The sequence below is a fragment of the Alphaproteobacteria bacterium genome, from assembly GCA_023898725.1.
GTDB lineage: Bacteria > Pseudomonadota > Alphaproteobacteria > JAUHZC01 > JAUHZC01.
In genome coordinates this window covers 855,891-880,057 of record CP060236.1, presented here as the reverse complement: position 1 = coordinate 880,057, position 24,167 = coordinate 855,891, and the positions used below count along the sequence as shown (strand labels likewise).

The following is a 24,167-nucleotide window of genomic DNA, read 5'->3' as shown; positions in this document are numbered from 1 at the left end:
TGAAATATTTTCTATTTATTAGACATGATAATTATTAATAAATATTTAACCTGCCTTAGCATAAAAAATATTCATAATTCATTTGCCACCATATATGAACAGAACGTCTGTGCAGGAATTACATGCGAATAATGTGCGTAAAAAACAGCGCACATATCGCCCACCTCAAAAGAGACATCCTCCTGTATAATGTTGTTAGGTATCGCTTTTTATTAATCACACAAAAGAAAAAGATTTTTTCATCTGGATTTTAGAAAGAAAAAATTTTATATAATGAGTGATTATATTCAGAAAAATACATATGCTCAAAAACATAAAAAAATGCATTATTTTGCTTTTTATCACGACACTTTTTCCAAGCGTAGCCTCGGAATCTGACTCTATGCGAACCAAACACGAAGAATCTGCCTCCCTCGCACCATCACATCCCCACGCACATATACTTTACGATGATAGAGCTCGCGTTGAAAGCATTCTGGATTTTCCTTTATCACGTAGGCTGAACATTTCCCCGCATGGTTTAGGTGCACTTCCTCTCACAGATGCAGTGCGAGAAAACCTTGTGCAAAGCCACAAAGGAGAACCTATTTCTTTTGAGCTAACCTTTGCCCTCTGTGGGGCGCACCATGAAGATGATAGTCATCCCAAAATAGAAAAACAACACATAAAAATATCCAGAAACCTTGTGTCGACAATTTTATCTGGCGATGATCTTCTTTTAGGTTTTGGTGCTGATCCGCGCACACGCCTTATATGTTCTGGATTTCATATTTTTTTATATCACCCAACACTTGAAAAAAAACTGCTCTTAGGAAAAGTACAGCTAATACCTTTAAATTATATGATTTTTCCCACAAAAGAAGGATCCAAAAACGTTCTTTTTGCAAGAAAAACAATGGATCATGGGTTGTCAGAGCCTTCCATCGGCATCTGCATTGATCAAATGATACAGGATATTTTTAGAAAGCTTGCTGAAAAACCGCATTGTTTTATCCTTCCGCTGTCACGTGAAGCTATTTTAACAATTCTCGACACCCCAGAGGCAGCTAAGAACGAACAGCGCTTAGCGGATGCACGTTATGTTCAGGAAAGATTTCTAAGTCCGGATGATGTACAAGATCTTGCACATCGGGGGCAAAATTCATTATCAGCAATAATTGTCTCCTTGCAACAAAATACCCTGCGTATCCTTCTGGGTATGAAAGTTTCTGCTAATCAAACCGCACGCACGCTACGTTTTATGGTAAAACACCCCTCATCTTGCCTTGATCATGTTGTTTTTAGGTTACGCTCTGAAAATTTATCACTAAGAAACTTAGGCTTCATGGCGACCTATGGAGGATCATGGGAGAAAACATCAGGAGAAAGCCCCTGGGCACACTATACACATCATGTTTTTCCCACGCCACAGTTACCCGTTCATCAAATGGCACTGATGCGTATGCACCAAGAGGTCCGAAGAGAAGAATTTCGTAAAGCTACGCTTCATATAGGAAGAGAGTCCTTAGAAGATAGTACTTCTATGTTTCACATACTCCCTGATTACTTTGATTGTGATAGTCCCCCACTCCCTGATGTAACGGAATATGAAAGGGAGTATGATGATCCCACTTATTACTCACATGACTATGCTGATAGCGTTGCTGCATGGGAAATACTGCCTCGTTCATCACCTTAAGCATAGTATCCGACTTCCACGAAAACATCGCGGGGGATCCTACAATACTGAGCCGTGTTTGCCTTTCCTGAAGAGACCTAGGAAAGAATTAGCAGTACCCCAACAAAAGACCACACATGTGATTTTTTTTAATCAGAGCAATAAAAGAACTGGATCCAACTATCACCACTTATCTCAATACTCAGAGCACACTTAAAGCTTTCGAGCGATTTCTGTGACCTCAAAGCACTCGATAATATCTCCAACACGCATGTCTTGAAAATTGTCAAAGGCAATACCACATTCAAGGCCGTTATTCACAGACTGCACCTCATCCTTGAAGCGCCGCAGTGTTTTAAGTGCTCCCTCGTGAATGATCACATCCTTGCGCAACAAACGAACTTTTGCCCCACGTTTGATGGATCCATCACGCACAACACAACCAGCAATCTTTCCAACTTTGGTAACTTTGATGACCTGCATAACCTCCGCTGTACCACAAAAAGTTTCTCGAATAGTAGGCGCTAACATCCCCGAAAGAATGGCTTTTATATCGTCAATAATATCGTAAATGACGGAGTAGTACTTAATGGCAATCCCCTCTTTATGGGCAAGATCTTTGGCTTGCGCATTGGCGCGCACATTAAACCCAAGAACACGCGCTTTCGTGGCCATCGCAAGGCTAATATCGCTTTCATTAATGCCACCAACTCCGGTACCCACAACACGAACACTGACCTCATCCGTACCTATTTTAGCAAGTGATCCACAAATGGCCTCTTGAGAACCTTGCACATCTGCCTTAACAACAACGGCCAACTCTTTGCCAAGCGCATTTTCAGAAAATAGCTGATCCATAGTTTTGCGGGCCGCAAGGACCTGGGCTTCACGGGTCTTACGTTGGCGGTACTCAGCAATTTCGCGGGCTTGGTTATCTGAAGAAACAACCGCAAACTCGTCTCCTGCAGCTGGCGAACCATTAAAGCCGACAACCTCCACAGGTGTCGATGGCTCTGCTGTAACCAAGCGCGCATTTCTTTCGTTTTTCAGTAGGCGAACACGGCCATACTCAGTCCCTGCAATAAAAATATCACCCATTTTTAGGGTTCCGCCTTGAATCAGTACTGTTGCTACAGGCCCTTGACCTATTTCCATACGGGACTCAATGACAACACCATTGGCAGGACGATTAGCATTAGCTTTGAGATCCATCATTTCGGCTTGCAGAAGAATCGCTTCCTCAAGTTTATCAAGGCCTAGTCCTGCTTTTGCGGAAACTTCAACACACTGCACGTCACCACTCATATCCTCAACAATAACCTCATGCTGCAGCAAATCTGTTTTAACCTTCATAGAATCTGCATCTGGTAAATCAATCTTGTTTACAGCCACGATAATGGGAACCCCCGCTGCTTTTGCGTGTTGGATGGCCTCAACGGTTTGGTCCTTCACACTGTCATTCGCAGCAACGACAAGCACCACAATATCCGTAACATTTGCCCCTCGCGCCCGCATTTGATTAAATGCTGCATGGCCAGGTGTATCAATAAAAGTGATCCGTTGACCCTTTTTCGTTTGCACTTGGTAAGCGCCAATATGCTGTGTAATCTTACCTGCTTCACCTTCTGCAACGTCCGTGTTGCGGATGGCATCAAGCAATGATGTTTTTCCATGATCCACATGCCCCATGATCGTTACAACGGGACAACGGGCAATCATTGTATCAGCCGAATCCTGAGCGCTAAGATCATCATGCTCAACGTCGCTTTCAGAAACCCGACGATGTTTATGGCCCAGTTCCGTTACAACAAGCTCCGCTGTGTCAGCGTCAATTGTTTGGTTAGCAGTTACCATTACATCCAGACTCAAAAGTGTCTTGATAACAATAGCCACGCGCTCAGCCATGCGATTCGCTAGTTCTTGCACCGTAATAACTTCCGGGATCGTGACCTCACGCACAACTTTTTTCGTATCAGCCTGCATTTGGCGCTTACGTTCTTTTTCCCTTGCCCGCCGAATTGACGCCATGCTTCGCGTACGTTGGTGATCAACATCCTCCGTGATATCCATGGCCTGGCGAACAGAAATTCGTCCAGTGTTTCGGCGGCTTCCATCACTTATGCGAGCTTGGGGTGCCGTTTTTGCTTTGTTACGAATGGACTCAGTATCGTCGGCATTTGCCGTTCGGTGGGTATGTGTATCAGAAGATGTTTTTGCATGGTGATGACGACGTTCGTCATCACGTGGAGAGAAAGCGTTTTTAGATACCGGCGCCGCAGCATATACTGCGCTTTTATCTGTATCCCTATCATTACGTTCATCACGCTTGCGCGCAGCAGAATCTGCTTCCGCTTTTTGACGCAACTCAATCTCTTTACGTCGGCGTGCATCCTCATCAAGCCTGGAAAGATTATCACGCAAAAGGTCATCACCAAACATTCGAGGTGTTTGAACGCCAGAGTTTTGAGATGAAAGAGCTTCGCGGATTGCATTCAGGCGATCATTACCCGCTGGGAAAGTCCTTTTTTCAGGGCGATCAGATGCCTGCGTGGAGGTTTCCACCTCTTCATGCGCCTGAGACTTCTTGATGGTCAACGTTGAGGGAATACGGCCCTGTTGCATGCCCTGATGAGAGTCGCCAGGCATTCGACGACGACGCACCTCGACCGTAACCGTAGAGCGACCACCAGGCGCTTTTTGTTGCTGATCTCGTATACGCTTGAGGGCATCGCCTCCAAGTGAGAGCTTCTGAGATTTTGTATTTTTCGTATCCGTCATGCGTCCACCAAATCAATCGCTGTTTCAAGCCCCGTGCTTATTTATCAGCATCCTCGTCAAACCAGTGTGCACGTGCCTTCATAATGATTTCATTCGAAACATCATGTGAAAGATTATGCTCTTTCAGGGTTTCCCGCAGCTCATCGCCAGCAAGTTCCGCCAGAGCATCACGTGACAAAATATTCTTCGTTGCTAGGGTATGTACCATACCAAGGGATACCCCTTCAACATCTAAAAGATCATCATTAACTTTCATTTCCTTAAGCTTAGCACGAAGGTCTTCGTTTTTCTTCACAAGATAGACATTCGCCCGCGCCTGAATTTCTGCGGCTACATTGTCATCAAAGCCTTCAATTGCAGCAATTTCCGAAGTATCACTCATGACAATGTCCTCAATACTTACAAATCCCTCAACGGCTAGAATATGGGCGATTACATCATCAACGTCCAGAACGCTTGTGAAAAGCTCCGTCCGGGCTTTTAAGTTTTGAGAGCGACGTTCAGACTCTTGAGCTTCAGTAAGAACATCAATATCAAAACCAACCAGCTGGGCAGCCAAACGCACATTCTGGCCGCGACGCCCAATTGCTAAGCTTAGCTGATCATCAGGAACAACAACATCCACTTTGTTGCGCTCCTCATCAACAATAACCTTTACAACCTCAGCAGGAACAAGGGCGCTTACAATAAATGTTCCAAGGTTATCAGACCACGGCACAATATCGATTTTTTCTCCCTGCAGCTCATTCACGATATTCTGAACACGACTACCGCGCATTCCTACACACGCACCAATAGGATCAATAGATGAATCACGTGCGAAAACAGCTATTTTTGCACGGCTTCCGGGGTCACGCGCCACCCCGACAATTTGGATTACACCATCGTAGATCTCTGGTACTTCCTGAGCAAATAACTGGGCCATAAACTGCGGATGTGTCCGTGATAAAAAGATTTGCGGACCACGTACGTCACTTTTGACATCCATAATATAAGCACGCACCCGATCACCAATGCGTAAGTTTTCTCGTGGGATAATCTCATCTCTACGAAGAATAGCTTCTGTTTTGCCAAGATCAACAATGGCGTTACCAAACTCAAACCGCCGAATAGTACCGTTAATAATTTCACTGACTCGTCCGATATACTCGTTATAATTGCGCGTGCGTTCCGCTTCTCGAATACGCTGTGTAATGACCTGACGGGCTGTTTGAGCGGCCACACGACCAAAATCGATGTTGGGTAAGTGATCGACTAACACATCACCGAGCTCAGCCTTGGGCGACTCACGACGCGCATCAGAAAGCAAAACCTTACTTCCAGAATCACTCGGGTCCTCAAATACCTCAACAACTTCACGGCACCGTGTGAGCTCTAATTCCCCCGATTCTTTGACAATCTTGGCACGAATGTCTTTTTCAAGGCCAAATTTGGTCCGCGCTGCTTTTTGAATGGCTTGCTCAATCGCCTCTAGAACCTCATCAATGTCAAGGTTTTTCTCGCGTGCCAAGGCCTCGGCGCCTGAAATAACTTCACGAATATTCATCTTTATGTACCCTGTCTTACGTTATTTATTTTAATCACAGAACTATGCTTACTTCTCTTAAATTTTATAATCTTTGCTAATCAGAACATAAGTTTGCTTGATTAATGTGCTCCTTGCGAATGGCGATAGGCACATCGCCTTCTTCCACAGCCACGAAGATTTCTTCTTCGTCCACGCGCGTGAGAGTTCCCCTGAAGCGCTTACGCCCCTCGTAAGCAATATCCGTTTTCACCCGCACGTCTTTCCCCTGATAACGGGTAAAATCTTCCATGCGCGTAAAAGGACGATCAAGTCCGGGAGAAAATATCTCCAACGAATAAGCTCGGTCCAGTGGATCCTCCACATCTAAAATAGCCGATGCTTGGTGTGATGCTTGCACACAATCACTCAACGCCACCGGCTCTCCATCCACACGCTCAATCAGAATCTCCAGAGTAATGCGCTCCGTGCCCCGCACTTGCACACGAACAATTGTATACCCCAGGGTTCCAAAAGAGGGTAAAAGTGCTTGAAGAACTTTATCCTCTACCGGCGTTATAGCAACTGCAATCATCCCAAGTTCTACCTAAATAAAAAAGTGGGCCAGAGCCCACTGAAACAAATGCATTTCAATATGCATCATATTTAGTCATAAACAACACACATTTCAAGTCTTTTCTTCGTCTTTTCACACACGCCCATATACATCCATACGATAAAATGATATTTTTATCGTACTCGTTTTTTATAGCTTTTCATGTTTTTTCACCGGTTGCGCGCTATTTTTTCAGGTGATCTAGTAGGGGTAGATGATAATGGTATCCGTTACTATGCATCACGCTATCCGCACCCTTTGACCAAAAGACGCCAGCGCTGGGCCATTTTTTCAGATTCCACGGATGCAACATGCATTTCCCCACAGTGGCACTTATGGTTGCACCACACCACCATGAAACCACCCGAACATCCTTTTAGTGAAGCAATTATTGGCGAAACAGGTGTTTCACCTGCCCCTATATTTCACAATCTATCAGGGACGCAACATGCATATTGGCCTGTATTTGTAAAAAAAATGTGCTTTAATAGATGGAAACCAAAAAGACAAAAAAAGGGAACGCTAAACAATGCAAGATAGAACGTTTGAAACACTCATCGGCGCAATTATTTGTGCTATTGCCTTGATTTTTGGGGCTTATGCCTACAAAAGTACCGACCTGGGAGGCAGCAGCGAACCCAGTTACACGCTTTCAGCGAAATTCGAGCGCATCGATGGGCTTAAAACAGGAGCTGATGTGCGTATTAGCGGTGTAAAAGTAGGATCTGTGATTTCTAGCACCATCAGTAAGGATGAATTTCTCGCAAACGTTACCTTTACCTTGCGTAAAGACATTGCCATTCCCGATGATTCATCCGCAGAAATTCACAGTGATGGCTTACTCGGAGGAAAGTTTTTGCAAATTGTTCCTGGAGGAAGCACAACAACAATCCCCCCCCATGGCCAAATAACAATTACGCAATCGTCAGTGAGCCTGGAAGAGCTCATTAGTGGCATGATGTATGGCAAGAAAGAATAAGAACAGGTGTTTTACCGGACTGATTTCGACACAGAGACCGGCAAGCAATGTTGGTCTTCTTGTGGCCTTTATCGGTACGTGAAATATACAAATGCATAGCACTTATACAAAAATGTCTTGCGGGTGTCAAAAATTTTGACTAACGTCAGCAAGAAGTTTTATTCATTTATACTATGATATCATCTCTTGAATCTATAACCCCATCTTTTGTCGATCCCTCAAACCACATTGCTCTTATGGCCATTCTTTTTCTTGGGGCCTATGTCGGGCTTACACTGAACAAAGTCAAGGCTCTACGCTATCTTTCACCCGTTTTCTTGACGATGGCTTTCATGGCGTGTCTCTCTAATACTCACATTATTCCTAATGAAGCTCCTGCCTACGACTTCGTATGGGGTTATTTCATTCCCCTATCCATACCCTTGATTCTCATGCGTGCTGATCTTAAAACAGTTTTTAAGGCAGGAGGACCAACACTGACCGCGTTTATGTTTGGTACTATTGGCACTATTCTGGGAACGATTACCGTATTTACACTTTTTGAAATGCCAGGTGAGTTGGGCAAACTTGTTTCTATGTTTTGTGCGACCTATATTGGGGGATCAGTGAACTTTGCAACTGTTTCACAGGCACTTGAGCTACGTGATAGTCAGTTATTTAGTGCTGGTGTTGCCGCAGATAATATAACCATGGCACTTTATTTTACCACTCTTGGACTGATATCTGTGAGTGCCTACATGTTAAAGTTGTACCCGGTCAACCCTGAACTTACCGCATCAACGCATCACCACACGGAAAAAGAACAGAAACTGGATGTTTTCCAGGTTCTCATGGCTGTTTTTGTTTCTCTTGGGATTTTTGCTGTCTCAAAGTATCTATCAACACTCATCAAAAGCAAGACAGGTTACACCATAGATGCTCTTCTTTTCGTCACAACAGGCTCTATTATTTTTGCAAATGCTTGTCGAGATTTAGCGCAAAAACTTCATCAAGCAGAGGTTATTGGGTATGCTTTGCTTCAGGTTTTCTTTGGTGTTATTGGTGCAAGCGCTGATGTTGTCAAAGCCTTTACAGTAGCTCCTCAAATTTTCTTAATGACTGTTACACTGCTTTGTGTCCAACTGCTGGTCATTTTTAGTCTTAGCCGGATGGCGGGACTCGATTTACGGTCGATCATTATTGCATGCAATGCCAATGTCGGAGGGCCCGGAACGGCTGCCGCCATGGCGACAAGCTTTGGATGGCGAGAGCAAGTTGTCCCAGGTATCCTCACCGGAGTCTTAGGATATGCAATCGCAAACTATATCGGTGTGGGTATGGCGAAACTTTACGGTATTGCATAAACGATTTTTCATAAACATATGCTTATTCATTACCTAATGGGCATATGCCAACAAAAAAAGGCCTGGGAATCCAGGCCTTTTTCCTATACTGCACGGGTGATTAATAACCCTCGCGCTCAAAGCGCTTACGCATAAGTTTACGAACGCGGCGTTCCGATTCAGCCTTCTGGCGTAGTTTGCGCTCGGATGGCTTTTCATAATGCCGGCGTAACTTGATCTCCCGAAAGAGACCCTCACGCTGAAGCTTTTTCTTTAATGCACGAGCGGCCTGATCTACATTGTTATCGCGAACAATAACGATCATGACAATCACTTCCTTTCTAAACTGATTAAAACAAAAAGCAGTCGAAGGACTCTATGTGTTCTCGTCCCGAAAGTCAATGTTTTGTTCTTTTTAAGAAAACAACGCTTACATATGCCTACACGTCATCGACCTCAGCAGCGGCTGATAGACTCGCGGCTCTTTCTCTGGTTGCAAAAAGGGATTCGTCCACAACAGGAAAGCCTCTTGCTGCGTATGAATCTGTATACAAGGCATATACGCCTGGATACTGATCCTCATAAAAACCACTGCGAAGTTTTTCTCTGTAGGCTTCTTCCCCACCTGCTGCCTCTTGTTCAGAAGCTATTGTTGTGCGCAAATCTTTCGTATAGGCAACGAAGGATAATGACACTCCCGATCTTTTATGCAAGGTATAATCGTTTCCATCAATACATCCGTAAGACGCCAGGGCCCGAGCAACAAGCATTATTTGCTCTCTATTTCCCGAAACGTGTAGCCGTAAAAAAGGGTTTTCTTTCTGCATACGTGCGCAAATTTCCCACGAGTTTATTTTTGCTGAACGATTTTCACCTGCACATTCAATCTGGTAGGAAGTTTTTTCAGCATTTGGTAATCTCGTTGCAAAATAGGCGAGCAAATCTCTATCATCGAAAATTTCTGATGAAACCGCTAATGTAGCCATCCCTAGATTTTTCAATTTTTGTAGAGAATGCATTACATGATCGAGTTTACTCGGTAATATAGCAAAACTATTCGTTAAATAAAGTCCATAAATATGAGATAGTTTTTCAATCCCCCATAGAACATCATCACTCAAAGAATTCCCGTCACTCCCGTAAATATAGTGTGACAGAAAAAGAGTACCTTTTTCTTTTTCAAATCCTTTATTCATTATTAATAATAATTCCTCATCCCTATTAATACATGCTTTATAAAAAGGACTTTGAAAGAAATCTTCCCATCCATTTGCAAAAACTTTTGCAACATCTGGACAGGCGTCAACCAAAAAGGATAGAAGGTCTAGCGGGATCACATTCTCCTTAATCCCGGCACGTAGTTTTTCTGTAAAAACCATTGATGTGTGCCCGTCACTCTGTCTTTCAACAGTGGTTGCTATCTTCCTTAGCATACGTTTGGCATATTCATGGGTATGCTCATCCTGCAGCCCCCGCACGAGAGTGGAAACTTGTGCAACCATCACGTCTAAAACATGCATGTTCGATTTGTCCACAAAAGTACGCAAAACATTCAATGGCACAGATTCCCCCATTGTATCTATCTGTTCTGCACTAAGGGTGCTTACAAATTCCAAAGGACAATCATCACTGGCTTCCCATATTTTTTTTGTATGTGCAATCAAGAGTGTCCGCCAATCATCACTATCCTTAAAGGGTGTGGTCACCTTTGTTTCAGCGTGCTTTTCATATATATGCATCACCCCTTCTTGCACAGGGGTTTCCTCCTCCATTACAGTTACATGTACGCTGTCAGAGTCGCCTCTTCCTTCAAAAAGATCAGTTTCAGCACGCAGTGAAATGCTCTTTCCATATGGCAGAAAATGCCTGTTGATTCCATTCTCAATGTACTTAAATGCACCGGTGATGAGTTCTGTCGCATCTGATTCTTCATCATCTGATTCTTCCGGCTCATCAAGGCACCATATCGTACTTAATAAATAGAGTGTGTTGAGCACTGATGGTATTACTTCAGAACCTTTTTTAACGTACCGAACATTTGGAATTCCCGAAATCATTGTTGCAAAAGTATTTGATGCATCTTCTGTATTCGCTGCTCGCACTGTTCCAAAAGCCTCCTCAGCAAAATACTTCTGTACCAGAGAGTGATCAGGAAAAAGACGTGTGTCTGAAATCCAACCACGACCCGGAACAAAGCTCATGCACATAATACGCAAAAAGTTTTCAAAGGCGACTTCATAGCAATTTGAAAATGTCCGCTCCTGCAAAAGAGGGCTTCTAACCGTCACCCTATCGTAAGTTTTGAGAGGAAGCATTGACGCAGAAACCAACACTGAGAATGTTGATAAATTTTGACGTTCCTCTTCACTAAGATCACGATACGCCTCTGGAGACTGAGTGATTCTACTTGTAAGATTATTATAGTCATCCATACTAAAAGCCGATTTTCCAGAAAAGGTCATGCGAAGCCCAAGCTCATCATAAAATTTCTCTAGATCTTTTGGTTCTGTGGCTCGATGCACGGCAAAGGCAGCGAGAACTTGTAAAAGCGCAATTTGCGCTTCGCGACCACGTGCTTTTGCTTCGTGTGCGGCTACGCAAATATTATGCAGCAACAAATGAGCCCCATACTGACGGTGAGTTTGTGTGGTGTTGATAGTGGTAAGAAATCGACCGTATGAAGAATACTCAGAGGTGATTTCCTCATAACGCGCTTGAGTCTTATCAATTGCATCATGATCATAATCACCATGAGACCATGGAGACTTCATATGCTGCAAAAGTTTCTCGAAAGTCGTTTTGCGATCACGCAGTCTTATAAAATTAAGAATTTTTACAGAAGGATCATAAGGGAAAAAGGTAGATTTTTCTTTGCTCCACATGTCTGCTTTTTTTGTAATCTTGAGAAAACTTTCTGGTGTATATCTCTCAGATCTGAATAGCCTGAGCAGGCGATCTTGCTCATCCTCGTACTCACTGACTTCGTCAGGATCAAGTTCTTGCGCCATATTTTTGAGATGATCATAAGCGTAATCAAGTCGACGATAAAGCTCATAAGACTGCAAAACCTCAAAAGAAATAGGCTTTTTGATACTTTTCTCTAGCACACGACCCAAAACCAGGGACAGATCTTCTTCTTTTATGTGACCGGCAAATAAATCGAGAACAATACGCACAATTTTTCCCATTTTTTGCACATCTATACGGGAAGATGGACTTGTCGCACGGGTGATGGGCTCACCTGGTTCACGAAACAACCACAAGGCAACCGCATCCAGGGCATTTGCGTGTCCATGACGAGAATCCTGAGACATATCACGATCAAAGCATGTAAAAAGATATGTTCCATCTGCATAACCGCCACACCATTCTGCTGTTCGCACAGTTAGATTTGCAACTTGCTGGGCAACAGGTAGACGAGATGGTCGCAGAGCATCATACAAGTCCTTGGTGCTATCTTCACCAGCCTCAATTTCAGATTCAAGCAATGCCTGATTATAACAGGCGTCCATACCGGGGATAAGTAGCGATTGGCTTGCAGAAATCGGCAGTAAAAAAACAGAAGTAAACAAAAGATATGCGAAGTTTTTTGTCATTATTAGTGTACTCATCAATTTTTTTGTGAAAATCACAATAAAATAAGTGTATTTTTTTTACAAGAACTTAATAGGCATTATTAATTACTAATTTCTGCATGCTCAATTTTTGAGCATTAGGATAAAAGGTTAAGCAAAACTTAAAGCTTTCATTTTCTCCCCCTACATATCCCCACCCTTATCCACAGGTTGTGGGGATAACTAAAAGGATGTATTTTAGGGATTTTATTGACTTTCTGCCTTGACACAGGTTTTTCTCATGGGGAGCATGCGCGTTATCCACACCCTTAATTCGAAGAAATCATAAAACAGTTCTTAGGAAAAAATTCCTGTAAAAGATAGACTAATTATTCCTCTTCTTTTTCATTTGTTGGCACACTATAAGAACCATCTAACCAACGATGCAAGTCAATAAGCTTGCATCGTTTTGAGCAAAACGGAGCATAGGTCATTTCTGTGTATTCTTTTTTACAGATAACACATTTTTTCAAGGAGGAGTATTTTTGTAAAGGGGGAACTGATGACATGGGGTGTAGACCCAGTTTTATTTTTCGCGAAAAATAATTCGGCCTTGGGTCAAATCATAGGGTGTCATCTCAATGGTAACCCTGTCTTGAACAAGGACCCGGATGCGGTTTTTACGCATGCGCCCTGAAATATGAGCGGTGATTTCACGGCCATTTTCGAGTTTTACCCGAAACATAGCATTAGGAAGTAACTCCTCAACAATACCACTGAACTCAATTGCGTCTTCTTTAGCCAAGGTGACTCCTACTCAATACAAAACAAATAGCCACTTCAACGTGGCGGATGGGGTGGGATTCGAACCCACGAAGGGCGCAAACCCTCGCCGGTTTTCAAGACCGGTGCCTTCAACCGCTCGGCCACCCATCCGTGTTTGTGTAGTATCAATATTACCGACAAAAAATCAAGTTATTTTCGTTAATACTTATGAATTTATCTAGAAATATCTCTCTCATTCCTCGATAACGCTGCAATCCCCTCTGTGAGAGCGGTTGCGAGCCTTAGCCAGCGTAATTTGGTGGTGTCGTTCCCGCGCCCGAGATTTTTGATCATCTGTACGGATATTGATACACTGGGGACAGGACACCCCCTCTTCATAGTCAACGGAGGCTTTGTGTGTCGCATTGATTGGCAAACGACAGCCATGGCACAATTCATATGAACCTGGTTTCAAATCATGATCCACAGAAACCCGTTCGTCAAAGACGAAACACTCGCCCGACCATAGCGATTGCTCCTTAGGCATTTCTTCGAGATAGCGCAAAATTCCTCCCTTTAAATGGTAAACGTGTTGAAAGCCCTTGGCCTTCAGATAAGCCGTCGATTTTTCGCACCGAATACCACCTGTACAACACATCGCAATCGGTGTGTCTTTATAAGCACTAAGCTCTTTATCCACGTATGCCGCGAATTCACGAAAACTTGTTGTGTGAGGATTGCGTGCATGAGCAAAGGTACCCATTTGAACCTCAAAATCATTGCGAACATCCACGACAACAGTATCATCCCGCGTAATGAGGGCATTCCATTCCTTGGGATCTGTATAAATACCCACGCCTTGTATTGGGTTAGCCTCAGTAGGCACACCACTGGTGCAAATCTCGTTCTTTACTTTGATTTTAAGACGCATAAACGGCATTTGAGAAGTATAGGCTACTTTCCAATCAAGCGGAGCAAAGCCGAGATCATCCTCAATAAAAGCACGAAAAGCCTTCATCGCGGCATCTGAGCCCGCCATTGTGCCGTTAATTCCCTCTGTTCCCAGAAGAGTTAAACCCTTAATTATATGTTTTTTACACAAACGCCGCAGTTTTTCGCGCATTCTTTCCGGATCAGCAACTGGCTGAAATTTGTAGTAAGCACAAACGGTTATCAAGGATTCCTGATTGCGCTCCTTGTGCAAAACAGTGTCCGTATGATTAGTATCCATAGATATCACCCTTAAGTTACGAAACCTTCTATCGTTGGTTGCAAAAATAGCCTATACTTTTTACGATAAGTCGTGATGAATCGCAATGTTTTTACGTGAAATACGCAGGCGTACCCAACGGTTGATTTGGCCCATTTTTGGGGCTGGGATCTTTATGTATTTTGCGTACCATTTGGTCAGCGGATCACGGGGATTCTTAGCCTGGCGCAATTTAACAAATCACGTCGAATTGCGGCGTATACACCTTGATGAGTTACGTACAGAAGAACAACACTTGCAACACCGTGTATCTTTGTTAAAAGGGAAAACCGCAAGCCATGATTTAATTAGCGAACGGGCGAAGGCTTCTCTCGGGTTGGCTCTTCCTGATGAAATTATGATTGTTTATGATACCCAGCCCCGCACATAGACAAAAAAAAGACACAGACATTAGAACCAGCCACATCATCGGTGATCCCCCCTTCAAAAAAGAAGCAATCCCTTTTCCCATACACGCAATAAAAACTAATACACACGCATAATACACACAAGGCAAAAAAGCCCCGGATCACCCGAGGCTTTTTTTCTGGGTATTGCTCATCAACACAAACAAGCAATACTTTTTTCATATACCCACGTTACATACCGAAACGATAGGTAAGACGTAGCTTAAATGATTGGGCTGCGGATGGCTTCAGCGTAAACTTACGTGAGTTTGGGCCAGCGGCACCATCATCAGAAATTGTCAGTTTTTTGGACAACAGTGTGTGACCATATTCAAAACCCATCAGCACGCAGTCCGATAGGGCTATTTGCGATCCCAAGGCCACACGAAACCCAGAGAGGGTTTTTGTTTTCTTCGCATTATAGGCAGGAAGAGGAAGGATTCCCCCCACGCGTCGGGCGAGGTCAAGGCTATACTTGTGCATTCCGTACCCTAATTTTACATACGGCATCGCATTGCCAAAGGCATATCCCAAAACCAACGATCCTGCATAACTCATCTTATTTTTGGTCTTGAGTGTGAATGCCTTATCGGTAACCAGAACATCAAAGGTATTTTGGGCCTTGCCCGTGGGAATGTTTGCTTCGCAATCAATACCAACGTGAACGTTTGACCCCACATTGTGCAGGTACCCCAGTGAAAATCCGCCTTCGAACCCCATGGGATTTAATTCGGATTTCGCCATAGGTTTATTCGTAGAGTACTCATATGATTGAACTTTTCCCTTTGTTCCGCCATAGCCGCCCTGAACCCCCACGTGAATGCCATCGAAAGATGCCGCATGCGCAACACCTATTCCGACAACACTGATTCCAATAAGTAGTTTTTTCATTCGTATGTTCCTTTTTTGTCTATTTGTCTTCTATATCCTTATCATCGACCCGGATTACTATCTTTAATCCGGGCACGATCTAGGTTTACGTCAAATTATCCGATCATGTTGTGAGCCTGCATTGCTGCCACAATGTCGCTAGCGCTAGCAGCCGGAGCGATTGGCAGGCTATCAGGATTGTAAGCCTTTAGCACGGCCAAAACCACTGAAAGATCGTCAATGGCACTCATACCGGAAGGCGCATTTCCAGCCATGACACTTGCCTGATGGTGTTGTGGGATACGATTACGTGCCTCCGCCAGATCGGTCTGAGCGTCCTGAGCAGCCTGAGCGGCCTGAGCCTGAGCGGCTTGAGCGACCTGAGCGGCCTGAGCGGCCTGAGCGGCCTGAACCTGAGCGGCCTGAGCAGCCTGAGCCTGAGCGTCCTGAGCGTCCTTAGCGTCCTTAGCGGCTTTACCTAGGGTCCCCCACTTTTTGCTTCCAACAGTTCCCTGGAAGTTGTCCAGAGCAGCCTGAGCAGCCTGAGCAGCCTGAGCGGCTTGAGCAGCCTGAGCCTGAGCGTCCTGAGCGGCCTGATCGGCAATAGCCAAGGCGTCCTGAGCGGCCTGAGCAGCCTGCGCAGCCTGAGCGGCATCAGTCAAAGCTTTCTGAGCGGTCGCATCTGCTGCTTGATAATGAGCAAAAACAGCCCTACCGATATCACCTAGTGTTGTTTTAACACCCTGAAGACCAGTTGTTGCATCCTGACCAGGATCAATGGCTGATTGAAGAGCAACAGCATTCGTCACAAGATCAGCACTGCCACCAATTGCAGCTTGCGCGGCTGTCACACCTGTTGTCGCGTCTGCATCACCAGTAAGTTGATGAAGCGCAGCAGCATTCGCCACAAGATCAGCGGCACTACCACCAATGTCAGCTTGGGCGGCTGTCACACCAGTTGTTGCATCCTGACCAGGATCAATGGCTGATTGAAGCGCAACAGCATTCGTCACAAGATCAGCACTACCACCAATTGCAGCTTGCGCGGCTGTCACGCCCGTTGTTGCATCTGCATCACCAGTAAGTTGATGAAGCGCAGCAGCATTCGTCACAAGATCAGCGGCACCACCACCAATATCAGCTTGAGCGGTCGTCACGCCCGTTGTTGCATCTGCATCACCAGTAAGTTGATGAAGCGCAGCAGCATTCGCCACGAGATCAGCGGCACCACCACCAATGTCAGCTTGGGCGGCTGTCACACCCGTTGTTGCATCTGCATCACCAGTAAGTTGATGAAGAGTAGCAGCATTGGTCACAAGATCAGCGGCACCACCACCAATGTCAGCTTGGGCGGCTGTCACACCTGTTGTCGCATCTGCATCACCAGTGAGTTGATGGAGTGCCGCAGCATTCGTCACAAGATCAGCACCACCACCAATGTCAGCTTGGGCGGCCTGAACATCAGTCGCCGACAGCACACCCGCGGGCATGACCTGTCCCCCTGCACCCGAAATGCCATAGCGGTTAGCGCGAATAGTTGTCACAGCCGCATCAACCGCCGCTTCATCACCCTGATCAAGCATCTTAGCAGCCACTTCTATCCGGGCCGCTGGAGTGGCGCGCGCTAAACAAGCTTCCGCATACAATTCCATATAGCCTGAGCTTGCTGTCACGGTGTTGACACCCAGGGCTGCTGTTAGAACAGCGGCCATCATTGTTGTGTTTTTCATTTCTTTTCCTTACAGTTTTTTAATAAAATTTTATCAATGTCTTTTTAACAACCCTATCACCAAAGCGCAAGCCACAATATTAAATGAATTTTATGACAAAAGAGCATGCACTGCTGCCCGAATGGTCGTACGCGGCAGACGGTGGCATAGAAGCACATGTTCTTTGTTACTTTTTGCCCCACGCTTTCGTTTCATTGCCCTGTGAATCCTGTATGTAAAAATATATACGCACCATAATCCCCACAAAAAGTTTTCTGGGGATTATGGGGGAATTATTAGATGCACTATTTGGACACACTATACCGTTATATCGTTGGTTAGGTCATTCGATTACCCAATCAGCGCAAATATTTAACGCACCTCACGTACTAAGCATTACTCCGGAGAGTTACTCAGGGGAGTACTCTTAGGATTAATCAAGAGGATTACTCAGGTTTTGATATGGCAAAATCATCCGTATCGCCAGAGTCCCCTCTAGCGGCCTGAGCAGCGTCATCATCAGTTTCATACTCAGCATCACTCAGGCGAACACGCACACCAGGATTTCCCGCATCTGCGCTGACAGAACCGCCAGCATCAACACTGAAGTCAACATCAGATCCAACACTGAAGTCAACATCAGATCCAACACTGGCATCCAATGCCTGCAATAACCTCCGCAAGTGGGTGTTATGAACTCTAAGGGCCTTCATTTCTGCCTCTAGATCTGTGACTCTATACGCCTTGGCCGTGAGGGAATCCAAGACATCCTGATCAATGATCGTTTTCCCAAGGGGCACCGCTCCCACCACGCCATAGCGGTTAGCGCGAATGGTTGTCACAGCCGCATCAACCGCCGCTTCATCACCCTGATCAAGCACCTTAGCAGCCACTTCTATCCGGGCCGCTGGAGTGGCGCGCGCTAAATAAGCTTCCGCATACAATTCCATATAGCCTGAGCTTGCTGTCACGGTGTTGACACCCAGGGCTGCTGTTAGAACAGCGGCCATCATTGTTGTGTTTTTCATTTCTTTTCCTTACAGTTTTTTAATAAAATTTTATCAATGTCTTTTTAACAACCCTATCACCAAAGCGCAAGCCACAATATTAAATGAATTTTATGACAAAAGAGCATGCACTGCTGCCCGAATGGTCGTACGCGGCAGACGGTGGCATAGAAGCACATGTTCTTTGTTACTTTTTGCCCCACGCTTTCGTTTCATTGCCCTGTGAATCCTGTATGTAAAAATATATACGCACCATAATCCCCACAAAAAGTTTTCTGGGGATTATGGGGGAATTATTAGATGCACTATTTGGACACACTATACCGTTATATCGTTGGTTAGGTCATTCGATTACCCAATCAGCGCAAATATTTAACGCACCTCACGTACTAAGCATTACTCCGGAGAGTTACTCAGGGGAGTACTCTTAGGATTAATCAAGAGGATTACTCAGGTTTTGATATGGCAAAATCATCCGTATCGCCAGAGTCCCCTCTAGCGGCCTGAGCAGCGTCATCATCAGTTTCATACTCAGCATCACTCAGGCGAACACGCACACCAGGATTTCCCGCATCTGCGCTGACAGAACCGCCAGCATCAACACTGAAGTCAACATCAGATCCAACACTGAAGTCAACATCAGATCCAACACTGGCATCCAATGCCTGCAATAACCTCCGCAAGTGGGTGTTATGAACTCTAAGGGCCTTCATTTCTGCCTCTAGATCTGTGACTCTATACGCCTTGGCCGTGAGGGAATCCAAGACATCCTGATCAATGATCGTTTTCCCAAGGGGCACCGCTCCCACCACGCCATAGCGGTTAGCGCGAATGGTTGTCACAGCCGCATCAACCGCCGCTTCATCACCCTGATCAAGCACCTTAGCAGCCACTTCTATCCGGGCCGCTGGAGTGGCGCGCGCTAAATAAGCTTCCGCATACAATTCCATATAGCCTGAGCTTGCTGTCACGGTGTTGACACCCAGGGCTGCTGTTAGAACAGCGGCCATCATTGTTGTGTTTTTCATTTTTTTCCTTTTGTATTTCTATTCACAGAAGTTATTAATAGCAAGGTTCGCAAGAAAAACAAAAACACTAAAACAAATAGCGTTGATGCAAAATATTCATTAATAATGCACTAATAATGCACTATGCGATTATCCAATCACCCCAAATACTTAACGCACCTCACGTACTAAGCATTACTCCGGAGAGTTACTCAGAGGATTACTTAGGCTTCGATGATGAATCTCGCCGGGTCCAAGTAGCAAGCATATCGTTTAGTGCCTCAATGTTCTCACAAAAGATATGCACCACACGCAAAGCACCATCAGCAGCCTCACACGCGGCACTAATCGTTCCCATATCCGCAGGGGGCCCTTCTGCTGAAGCATTGTCAAGGCTGCGGTTAAACGCGTGTAGACGCACAACCCATGCATCCCCCCTGCCCAGGGCATCGTACGCTTCATAAAGGCAGTTGTTCACCGCAGTGATACGCTGGACAGAGGCAAGGTACTGAGTCATTTTGCGCAAATTTTCTACTTCAACACGCACATCATCAAGATCAGCCCTAATCCCCGCAAATATGGCCTCATCTTTTTCAAGAAGAAAATTACACACAGCAAGATACTCAGCATCTCTGGCAATGCCCGTCACTGCATCATGGATAGTATCTAGTGCTTTTTTTGCATAGGAAAACCCATCATCAAAAGACGCAATCCCCTGCGCAAGAGTATCGGCGATTCGCAAACCCTCATGCACGTGGTCAAAAGTTGTATGAAGTTCAGCGATACGCACCGCACGCTCGTCTGGATCACACTCACGCAAAAATTCACGGGCCGTAATGTGCCCAAAGAATACATCGACCACCCCCAAGACATCACGGGCACGGCTAATGTCGCTATGAAATCTGGAAACTCTGGCACGAAGATCTGCAAGGGTTTCCAGCGCACTATCAGCACTATCAAGGGTAGAGCGAAGGACCGCGATGCGATCAGAGAACTCCCGGTACGACAGCCCAGAATTCTCCATTTGGCTGGCGTGCGCTGGCATCAAACCGACAATCAGGAAAATAATAGGAAAAACAAGATGCCATTTTTTCATGAGATTTTTTTGATGAGGACCTTATACATCAATATCATTGATTTCATGATAACCAAACACGTCAAAGAGAAAAGTGATTTTATATACAAAAAAACAGGTATTGTGGGGGTTACACAATACCTGCTTGTCTTTATCACGTGTTAACATGATCACGTGTTAGCATGCTTCCCACCAGGCTCCGCCCCAAAGGGACGGAATAACCACGTGACACGCTTTTGTCGTTCAATGTATTATCTAAACGAGCTTGCTCTATCCTAGTCTATGAAGCTTCGCAAGCGCCGCAAAAATAGTTACCTCACCCGATGCCGGTTTTTCGCCATCGACCTCTTGGTTTTTCAGAATTTCCAGAACATAACGCAATTGATCCTCAACGGTATGTAAATCGGCACCTTCTGCAAAAACGCCTCTACTTTGTGTGACTTTTGGTGGTAGACCCAGCAAATCAGTCATCGCATCAGCAACACCCACTAAAGGACGCACCCCAGAAACCGAAGCAGCCGCATCACCGCCACCACCCACAGCAGTAGGATCTCCACAAAAGCCTAACTTTGATCGAAGCGCTTCAATTCCATGGGTTATAGGCTGGGAAGGATCGATATCACTCTGCATTTTAGCAAAAACTGTAGCAAGATTAGTATCAAGCGCACAACCAAAGCACTCAAAAAGACCATAAAGGCCCGTGGTTGCATCCTGATCAGGATTAATCCATGATCGAAGAGAATGAGCACTTACAGCAATACTCGAAGCAGGATGACCACCTATGTTTTCTGCGATGGCGGATAAGTCCTCCGCAAGAGATGGACGACTCGGGAGAGGTGCGCCATTAACCGCTGCACTATTACACGCTTCGTCATAAGATGTATTACCCAAGCGTTCCTGAAGATTTCTGATTGCAGGTGAATCTTCAACAGTAGCCACCCCAACTGCTAAACCTCTTAAACCATAACGGCTATTATGAAGGTCTGTCACGACACGATCAGCCGTGGTTAGATCAGTCGCTTCCAGAATATTCGCCGCAATCACAAGACGTTGGTCTTCTGGCAGATCGTATAGAGCAGCCGCTGCGCGGTCGGCATCACTGGCCTTCACGGCATTAACTCCCCACGCAACTGCCAGAACAGTAATTATGTTTGTTATTTTATTCATTATGTATTTCCTTTATAAAATTTTCTGAAAAGTATGTTTTTATTAAAAATACTAGTGTCCAATATTATTGAAAAAAAACACTATTGGAGATCGCAGGTCATATTAAAAAAATCATAGATCTCTACGATTGGACAAATGCCCTCTCTGAACTACCCTGAGAGTCTTTTGACATCAATCCTTTGCACTGGATTGAGGCATTGCTTCAGATGATCCTTCCCTCGGAGCGCTCACCTGCATTACAGAAGCAAGAACTTGGCTTGCCGATTGCCTGGTTGAGCGTTGATCCGCTCTGGCAGATGCCCCTGATAATTCCCCAGGGTGGCCTCTTTTTCTTTTAGAAGAAAAACCCAACACAGACCCACCATTCAAAAACGCAACCTCTTCTTTAAGATCGGTGATGGCCGGTAACCGGTATACAGCGCCTACCTCCGAAGAGTTTATCCCTGCTAAACCCTGTGAAGCAGTTGGCGTAGAAGCACGCGAAGTCCTCCATTCCCTCAAGTCGCAGACCTCTTTCATCAGATCTGCCATTGCTGGTAACCGTTGCAAAGCGCGTTTCTCCGAAAAGCTCGCCTGCGCTCTGCTTTGTGGAGAATCCGAAGGGATAACTTTAATCAAGTGATTGATTGTTCTCACAATACTACCACCTTTTTGCTTTAAGTAGGCAACCTGCCCTCGAAGACGAGTGACTGCTTTTTGTAACTCCACCACATCCCCACGGCTCACTTGAGGCAGATCTGAAGAACCACGCGAAGAGTTTTCTCTCATCGAGTCGGAGACATCCACCCTACGAAAACCCGAACCCATCCTAGAGCCTGTAGCACTAGCAAGTCCTGTAGCACTAGCACTAGCAAGTCCTGTAGCACTAGCACCTTTTTGCTTTAAATAGGCAACCTGCTCTCGAAGACGAGTGACTTCTTTTTGCAAGTCCACCATATCCCCACGGCTCACTTGAAGCAGATCTGAAGAACCACGCGAAGAGTTTTCTCTCATCGAGTCGGAGACATCCGCCCTACGAAAACTCGAACCCATTATAGAGCCTGTAGCACTAGCAAGGCCTGTATCACTCGATGCAGGAAAACCACTGCTGCAGGGAATAAAATCTGTAGGATAGTCAGGCATAACAGGTGCTTCAGGATTACCCACCCCTTCTGTAGGATAGTCGGGCATAACAGGCATAACAGGTGCTTCAGGATTACCCACCCCTGCAGGACCCCTCACAGCCGAAGCCGGAAAACGATGACGAGGCAGCGACACCTGTGGACTGGATTGAAAAACAGAAAAAACGAGACCACTCGGGGCAAAAAGGTCAGGGGGAGAAGTGCGTGAAACAACAGGCGTATCTTCTATTATTGCTCTGGAAGAGCCATTATTTTCTAGGTTGTGTAAGTTACTCGCACAAGTAAGGGAAATCAAAAAACCTGAGCAACAAATAAAGTTTATTTTATTTTTCATTTTCGCGCTTTCTTTTTTGTTTTAATATATTTACTATAAATTAATATTTACCAAAATGAAATATTTAATAATCAATACTTATTATTACGTATTTTCATACGTATTCTACCACACTGAGAAAATTTTGAACAAAAAGAGGCGTGGGTTTGTGACAAGAAGGAGAGTATTTTCTGTTTACAAACAGTCCTGATAACACTCTAAAAGCAGGGGGTATCGTAGAGGGGGAGAAAGATGTTGACCGATGTTTTTATAACCACACACAGCAAAGGGCATTCAGTCAGTCTTAGGACACCCCATCCCATCAGTCAATTGGGAAAATGCCCACAGATAATCATTGCCCACACCAAGGCCATCTCTTTTTTCTAAAACTATATCCCCTATGCCCCCACTTTTGCCTGTCATTCTATGACGCAAAGATAGCCTGCTCATTTATCATGCGAACTATCGTAAGCGTTGACATTTTTGCAAACAGCGTGCATGAATGGTGGTATTAGATTATCGATAGATTGTGATGTTTACGTTATTACGTTGTTTTTTCTTCCATGGCCTTATGTGCACTCTAATCATTGTTGCAGGGTGTGCCCAAACACATGATCACCGGGGTCATATGATCGAGCCGGAAGACCTTGCCCGCGTACACGTAAAAAAAGATGACAAAGAAACTGTCCGTACAGTGCTTGGATCACCTACATTTATTGACAGCTTCGCCAAGAATCAATGGATTTATGCGTATCAACACACCACACGCAGAAGTTTTATGCACCCGGATACTGTTCAATTTCAAGCCATTCGCCTCACGTTTGCAAAAAATGGCACACTCTCCCGCATTGACAAAGAGATGCGCACCACAATTCCTGGTGTAACCCCAACACCTGTATCCACCAAAACAAGCGGGCACCGCAGTACTTTTATTCAGCAACTTTTTGGCAATTTTGGGAAGTATCGCCACAACAAGTGATGCTGTATAATCCCTATGTTGTGACTTTATGACAACGACAGCAGATTTTTTTCATTATTCGGCTGCATAATTTACTTGTTAACGTTAT

General features: G+C 44.9%; 21 protein-coding genes and 1 tRNA gene. 6 read left to right on the top strand and 16 right to left on the bottom strand.

Annotated features, from left to right (window positions below):
* The first annotated feature begins 382 nt into the window (after positions 1 to 382).
* Complete coding sequence (locus H6849_04075; protein ID USO01247.1) at positions 383 to 1,678, top strand: hypothetical protein; 1,296 nt, start codon at positions 383 to 385, stop codon at positions 1,676 to 1,678.
* 192 nt (positions 1,679 to 1,870) lie between these two features.
* Here H6849_04075 and infB read toward each other — a convergent pair whose 3' ends face one another.
* The 3 genes from infB to H6849_04060 form a co-directional block, all read right to left on the bottom strand.
* Complete coding sequence (infB, locus tag H6849_04070; GenBank protein ID USO01246.1) at positions 1,871 to 4,435, bottom strand: translation initiation factor IF-2; 2,565 nt, start codon at positions 4,433 to 4,435, stop codon at positions 1,871 to 1,873.
* A gap of 37 nt (positions 4,436 to 4,472) precedes the next feature.
* Positions 4,473 to 5,981 (bottom strand): transcription termination/antitermination protein NusA, encoded by a 1,509-nt coding sequence (gene nusA / locus H6849_04065; GenBank protein ID USO01245.1) that lies wholly within the window; start codon positions 5,979 to 5,981, stop codon positions 4,473 to 4,475.
* A gap of 76 nt (positions 5,982 to 6,057) precedes the next feature.
* Complete coding sequence (locus H6849_04060) at positions 6,058 to 6,534, bottom strand: ribosome maturation factor RimP (GenBank protein USO01244.1); 477 nt, start codon at positions 6,532 to 6,534, stop codon at positions 6,058 to 6,060.
* Between the two features lie 183 nt (positions 6,535 to 6,717).
* On the opposite strand from H6849_04060, the gene H6849_04055 reads away from it, so the two are divergent.
* From H6849_04055 to H6849_04045, 3 genes are all read left to right on the top strand, one after another.
* Positions 6,718 to 7,095 carry a hypothetical protein gene (locus H6849_04055; GenBank protein ID USO01243.1) on the top strand — a complete coding sequence of 126 codons (378 nt, stop codon included), beginning with the start codon at positions 6,718 to 6,720 and terminating at the stop codon, positions 7,093 to 7,095.
* A complete protein-coding gene (gene mlaD / locus H6849_04050) occupies positions 7,085 to 7,534 on the top strand; it encodes an outer membrane lipid asymmetry maintenance protein MlaD (GenBank protein ID USO01242.1) in 450 nt (149 codons plus the stop codon). The genes H6849_04055 and mlaD overlap by 11 nt, the downstream gene beginning before the upstream one ends.
* A gap of 173 nt (positions 7,535 to 7,707) precedes the next feature.
* Positions 7,708 to 8,877, top strand: a complete 1,170-nt coding sequence (locus H6849_04045; GenBank protein USO01241.1) for a DUF819 family protein — start codon at positions 7,708 to 7,710, stop codon at positions 8,875 to 8,877.
* A 100-nt stretch (positions 8,878 to 8,977) separates the two neighbouring features.
* On the opposite strand, the gene H6849_04040 is transcribed toward H6849_04045, so the two are convergent.
* The 6 genes from H6849_04040 to H6849_04015 all read right to left on the bottom strand — a co-directional run bounded on the left by H6849_04040 (position 8,978) and on the right by H6849_04015 (position 14,406).
* Positions 8,978 to 9,181, bottom strand: coding sequence for a 30S ribosomal protein S21 (locus H6849_04040; protein ID USO01240.1), 204 nt, complete (start codon positions 9,179 to 9,181; stop codon positions 8,978 to 8,980).
* Between the two features lie 115 nt (positions 9,182 to 9,296).
* Positions 9,297 to 12,452 (bottom strand): hypothetical protein, encoded by a 3,156-nt coding sequence (locus tag H6849_04035; protein USO01239.1) that lies wholly within the window; start codon positions 12,450 to 12,452, stop codon positions 9,297 to 9,299.
* A gap of 347 nt (positions 12,453 to 12,799) precedes the next feature.
* On the bottom strand, positions 12,800 to 12,979 hold the full coding sequence (gene yacG, locus H6849_04030) for a DNA gyrase inhibitor YacG (protein ID USO01238.1): 180 nt from the start codon (positions 12,977 to 12,979) through the stop codon (positions 12,800 to 12,802).
* A gap of 17 nt (positions 12,980 to 12,996) precedes the next feature.
* The gene (gene infA, locus H6849_04025; GenBank protein USO01237.1) at positions 12,997 to 13,215 is read right to left on the bottom strand and encodes a translation initiation factor IF-1; all 219 of its coding nucleotides are present in this window, start codon (positions 13,213 to 13,215) and stop codon (positions 12,997 to 12,999) included.
* A 41-nt stretch (positions 13,216 to 13,256) separates the two neighbouring features.
* Positions 13,257 to 13,346: transfer RNA gene (locus H6849_04020), tRNA-Ser, on the bottom strand.
* Between the two features lie 82 nt (positions 13,347 to 13,428).
* Positions 13,429 to 14,406, bottom strand: coding sequence for a rhodanese-related sulfurtransferase (locus H6849_04015; GenBank protein ID USO01236.1), 978 nt, complete (start codon positions 14,404 to 14,406; stop codon positions 13,429 to 13,431).
* An 85-nt stretch (positions 14,407 to 14,491) separates the two neighbouring features.
* Here H6849_04015 and H6849_04010 point away from each other — a divergent pair, with 85 nt between their 5' ends.
* A complete protein-coding gene (locus H6849_04010; protein ID USO01235.1) occupies positions 14,492 to 14,815 on the top strand; it encodes a septum formation initiator family protein in 324 nt (107 codons plus the stop codon).
* Positions 14,816 to 15,023: 208 nt separating this feature from the next.
* On the opposite strand, the gene H6849_04005 is transcribed toward H6849_04010, so the two are convergent.
* The 7 genes from H6849_04005 to H6849_03975 all read right to left on the bottom strand — a co-directional run bounded on the left by H6849_04005 (position 15,024) and on the right by H6849_03975 (position 23,121).
* The gene (locus tag H6849_04005) at positions 15,024 to 15,722 is read right to left on the bottom strand and encodes an outer membrane beta-barrel protein (protein ID USO01234.1); all 699 of its coding nucleotides are present in this window, start codon (positions 15,720 to 15,722) and stop codon (positions 15,024 to 15,026) included.
* A gap of 95 nt (positions 15,723 to 15,817) precedes the next feature.
* The gene (locus H6849_04000) at positions 15,818 to 17,431 is read right to left on the bottom strand and encodes a hypothetical protein (protein USO01233.1); all 1,614 of its coding nucleotides are present in this window, start codon (positions 17,429 to 17,431) and stop codon (positions 15,818 to 15,820) included.
* A gap of 425 nt (positions 17,432 to 17,856) precedes the next feature.
* Complete coding sequence (locus H6849_03995) at positions 17,857 to 18,438, bottom strand: hypothetical protein (protein ID USO01232.1); 582 nt, start codon at positions 18,436 to 18,438, stop codon at positions 17,857 to 17,859.
* Positions 18,439 to 18,863: 425 nt separating this feature from the next.
* A complete protein-coding gene (locus H6849_03990) occupies positions 18,864 to 19,445 on the bottom strand; it encodes a hypothetical protein (GenBank protein USO01231.1) in 582 nt (193 codons plus the stop codon).
* A 199-nt stretch (positions 19,446 to 19,644) separates the two neighbouring features.
* Positions 19,645 to 20,520: a hypothetical protein gene (locus H6849_03985; GenBank protein ID USO01230.1), complete on the bottom strand. Its 876-nt coding sequence runs from the start codon at positions 20,518 to 20,520 to the stop codon at positions 19,645 to 19,647.
* A gap of 249 nt (positions 20,521 to 20,769) precedes the next feature.
* Positions 20,770 to 21,666: a hypothetical protein gene (locus H6849_03980; protein ID USO01229.1), complete on the bottom strand. Its 897-nt coding sequence runs from the start codon at positions 21,664 to 21,666 to the stop codon at positions 20,770 to 20,772.
* 171 nt (positions 21,667 to 21,837) lie between these two features.
* Positions 21,838 to 23,121: a hypothetical protein gene (locus H6849_03975; protein ID USO01228.1), complete on the bottom strand. Its 1,284-nt coding sequence runs from the start codon at positions 23,119 to 23,121 to the stop codon at positions 21,838 to 21,840.
* Positions 23,122 to 23,671: 550 nt separating this feature from the next.
* Between H6849_03975 and H6849_03970 the strand changes: the two genes are divergently transcribed.
* Positions 23,672 to 24,079 carry an outer membrane protein assembly factor BamE gene (locus tag H6849_03970; GenBank protein USO01227.1) on the top strand — a complete coding sequence of 136 codons (408 nt, stop codon included), beginning with the start codon at positions 23,672 to 23,674 and terminating at the stop codon, positions 24,077 to 24,079.
* Positions 24,080 to 24,167 lie beyond the last annotated feature (88 nt).

Bases quoted from the DNA above. Each gene is read 5' to 3' on its own strand.
- mlaD (USO01242.1), top strand. From the start codon at position 7,085: ATGCAAGATAGAACGTTTGAAACACTCATCGGCGCAATTATTTGTGCT.
- nusA (USO01245.1), bottom strand. From the start codon at position 5,981: ATGAATATTCGTGAAGTTATTTCAGGCGCCGAGGCCTTGGCACGCGAG.
- H6849_03975 (USO01228.1), bottom strand. From the start codon at position 23,121: ATGAAAAATAAAATAAACTTTATTTGTTGCTCAGGTTTTTTGATTTCC.
- H6849_04040 (USO01240.1), bottom strand. From the start codon at position 9,181: ATGATCGTTATTGTTCGCGATAACAATGTAGATCAGGCCGCTCGTGCA.
- H6849_03985 (USO01230.1), bottom strand. From the start codon at position 20,520: ATGAAAAAATGGCATCTTGTTTTTCCTATTATTTTCCTGATTGTCGGT.
- H6849_04000 (USO01233.1), bottom strand. From the start codon at position 17,431: ATGAAAAACACAACAATGATGGCCGCTGTTCTAACAGCAGCCCTGGGT.
- H6849_04055 (USO01243.1), top strand. From the start codon at position 6,718: ATGTTTTTTCACCGGTTGCGCGCTATTTTTTCAGGTGATCTAGTAGGG.
- H6849_04035 (USO01239.1), bottom strand. From the start codon at position 12,452: ATGACAAAAAACTTCGCATATCTTTTGTTTACTTCTGTTTTTTTACTG.
- yacG (USO01238.1), bottom strand. From the start codon at position 12,979: ATGTCATCAGTTCCCCCTTTACAAAAATACTCCTCCTTGAAAAAATGT.
- H6849_03995 (USO01232.1), bottom strand. From the start codon at position 18,438: ATGAAAAACACAACAATGATGGCCGCTGTTCTAACAGCAGCCCTGGGT.
- infB (USO01246.1), bottom strand. From the start codon at position 4,435: ATGACGGATACGAAAAATACAAAATCTCAGAAGCTCTCACTTGGAGGC.
- H6849_04015 (USO01236.1), bottom strand. From the start codon at position 14,406: ATGGATACTAATCATACGGACACTGTTTTGCACAAGGAGCGCAATCAG.
- H6849_04060 (USO01244.1), bottom strand. From the start codon at position 6,534: ATGATTGCAGTTGCTATAACGCCGGTAGAGGATAAAGTTCTTCAAGCA.
- H6849_03970 (USO01227.1), top strand. From the start codon at position 23,672: ATGTGCACTCTAATCATTGTTGCAGGGTGTGCCCAAACACATGATCAC.
- H6849_03980 (USO01229.1), bottom strand. From the start codon at position 21,666: ATGAATAAAATAACAAACATAATTACTGTTCTGGCAGTTGCGTGGGGA.
- H6849_04005 (USO01234.1), bottom strand. From the start codon at position 15,722: ATGAAAAAACTACTTATTGGAATCAGTGTTGTCGGAATAGGTGTTGCG.
- H6849_03990 (USO01231.1), bottom strand. From the start codon at position 19,445: ATGAAAAACACAACAATGATGGCCGCTGTTCTAACAGCAGCCCTGGGT.
- H6849_04010 (USO01235.1), top strand. From the start codon at position 14,492: ATGTTTTTACGTGAAATACGCAGGCGTACCCAACGGTTGATTTGGCCC.
- H6849_04045 (USO01241.1), top strand. From the start codon at position 7,708: ATGATATCATCTCTTGAATCTATAACCCCATCTTTTGTCGATCCCTCA.
- H6849_04075 (USO01247.1), top strand. From the start codon at position 383: ATGCGAACCAAACACGAAGAATCTGCCTCCCTCGCACCATCACATCCC.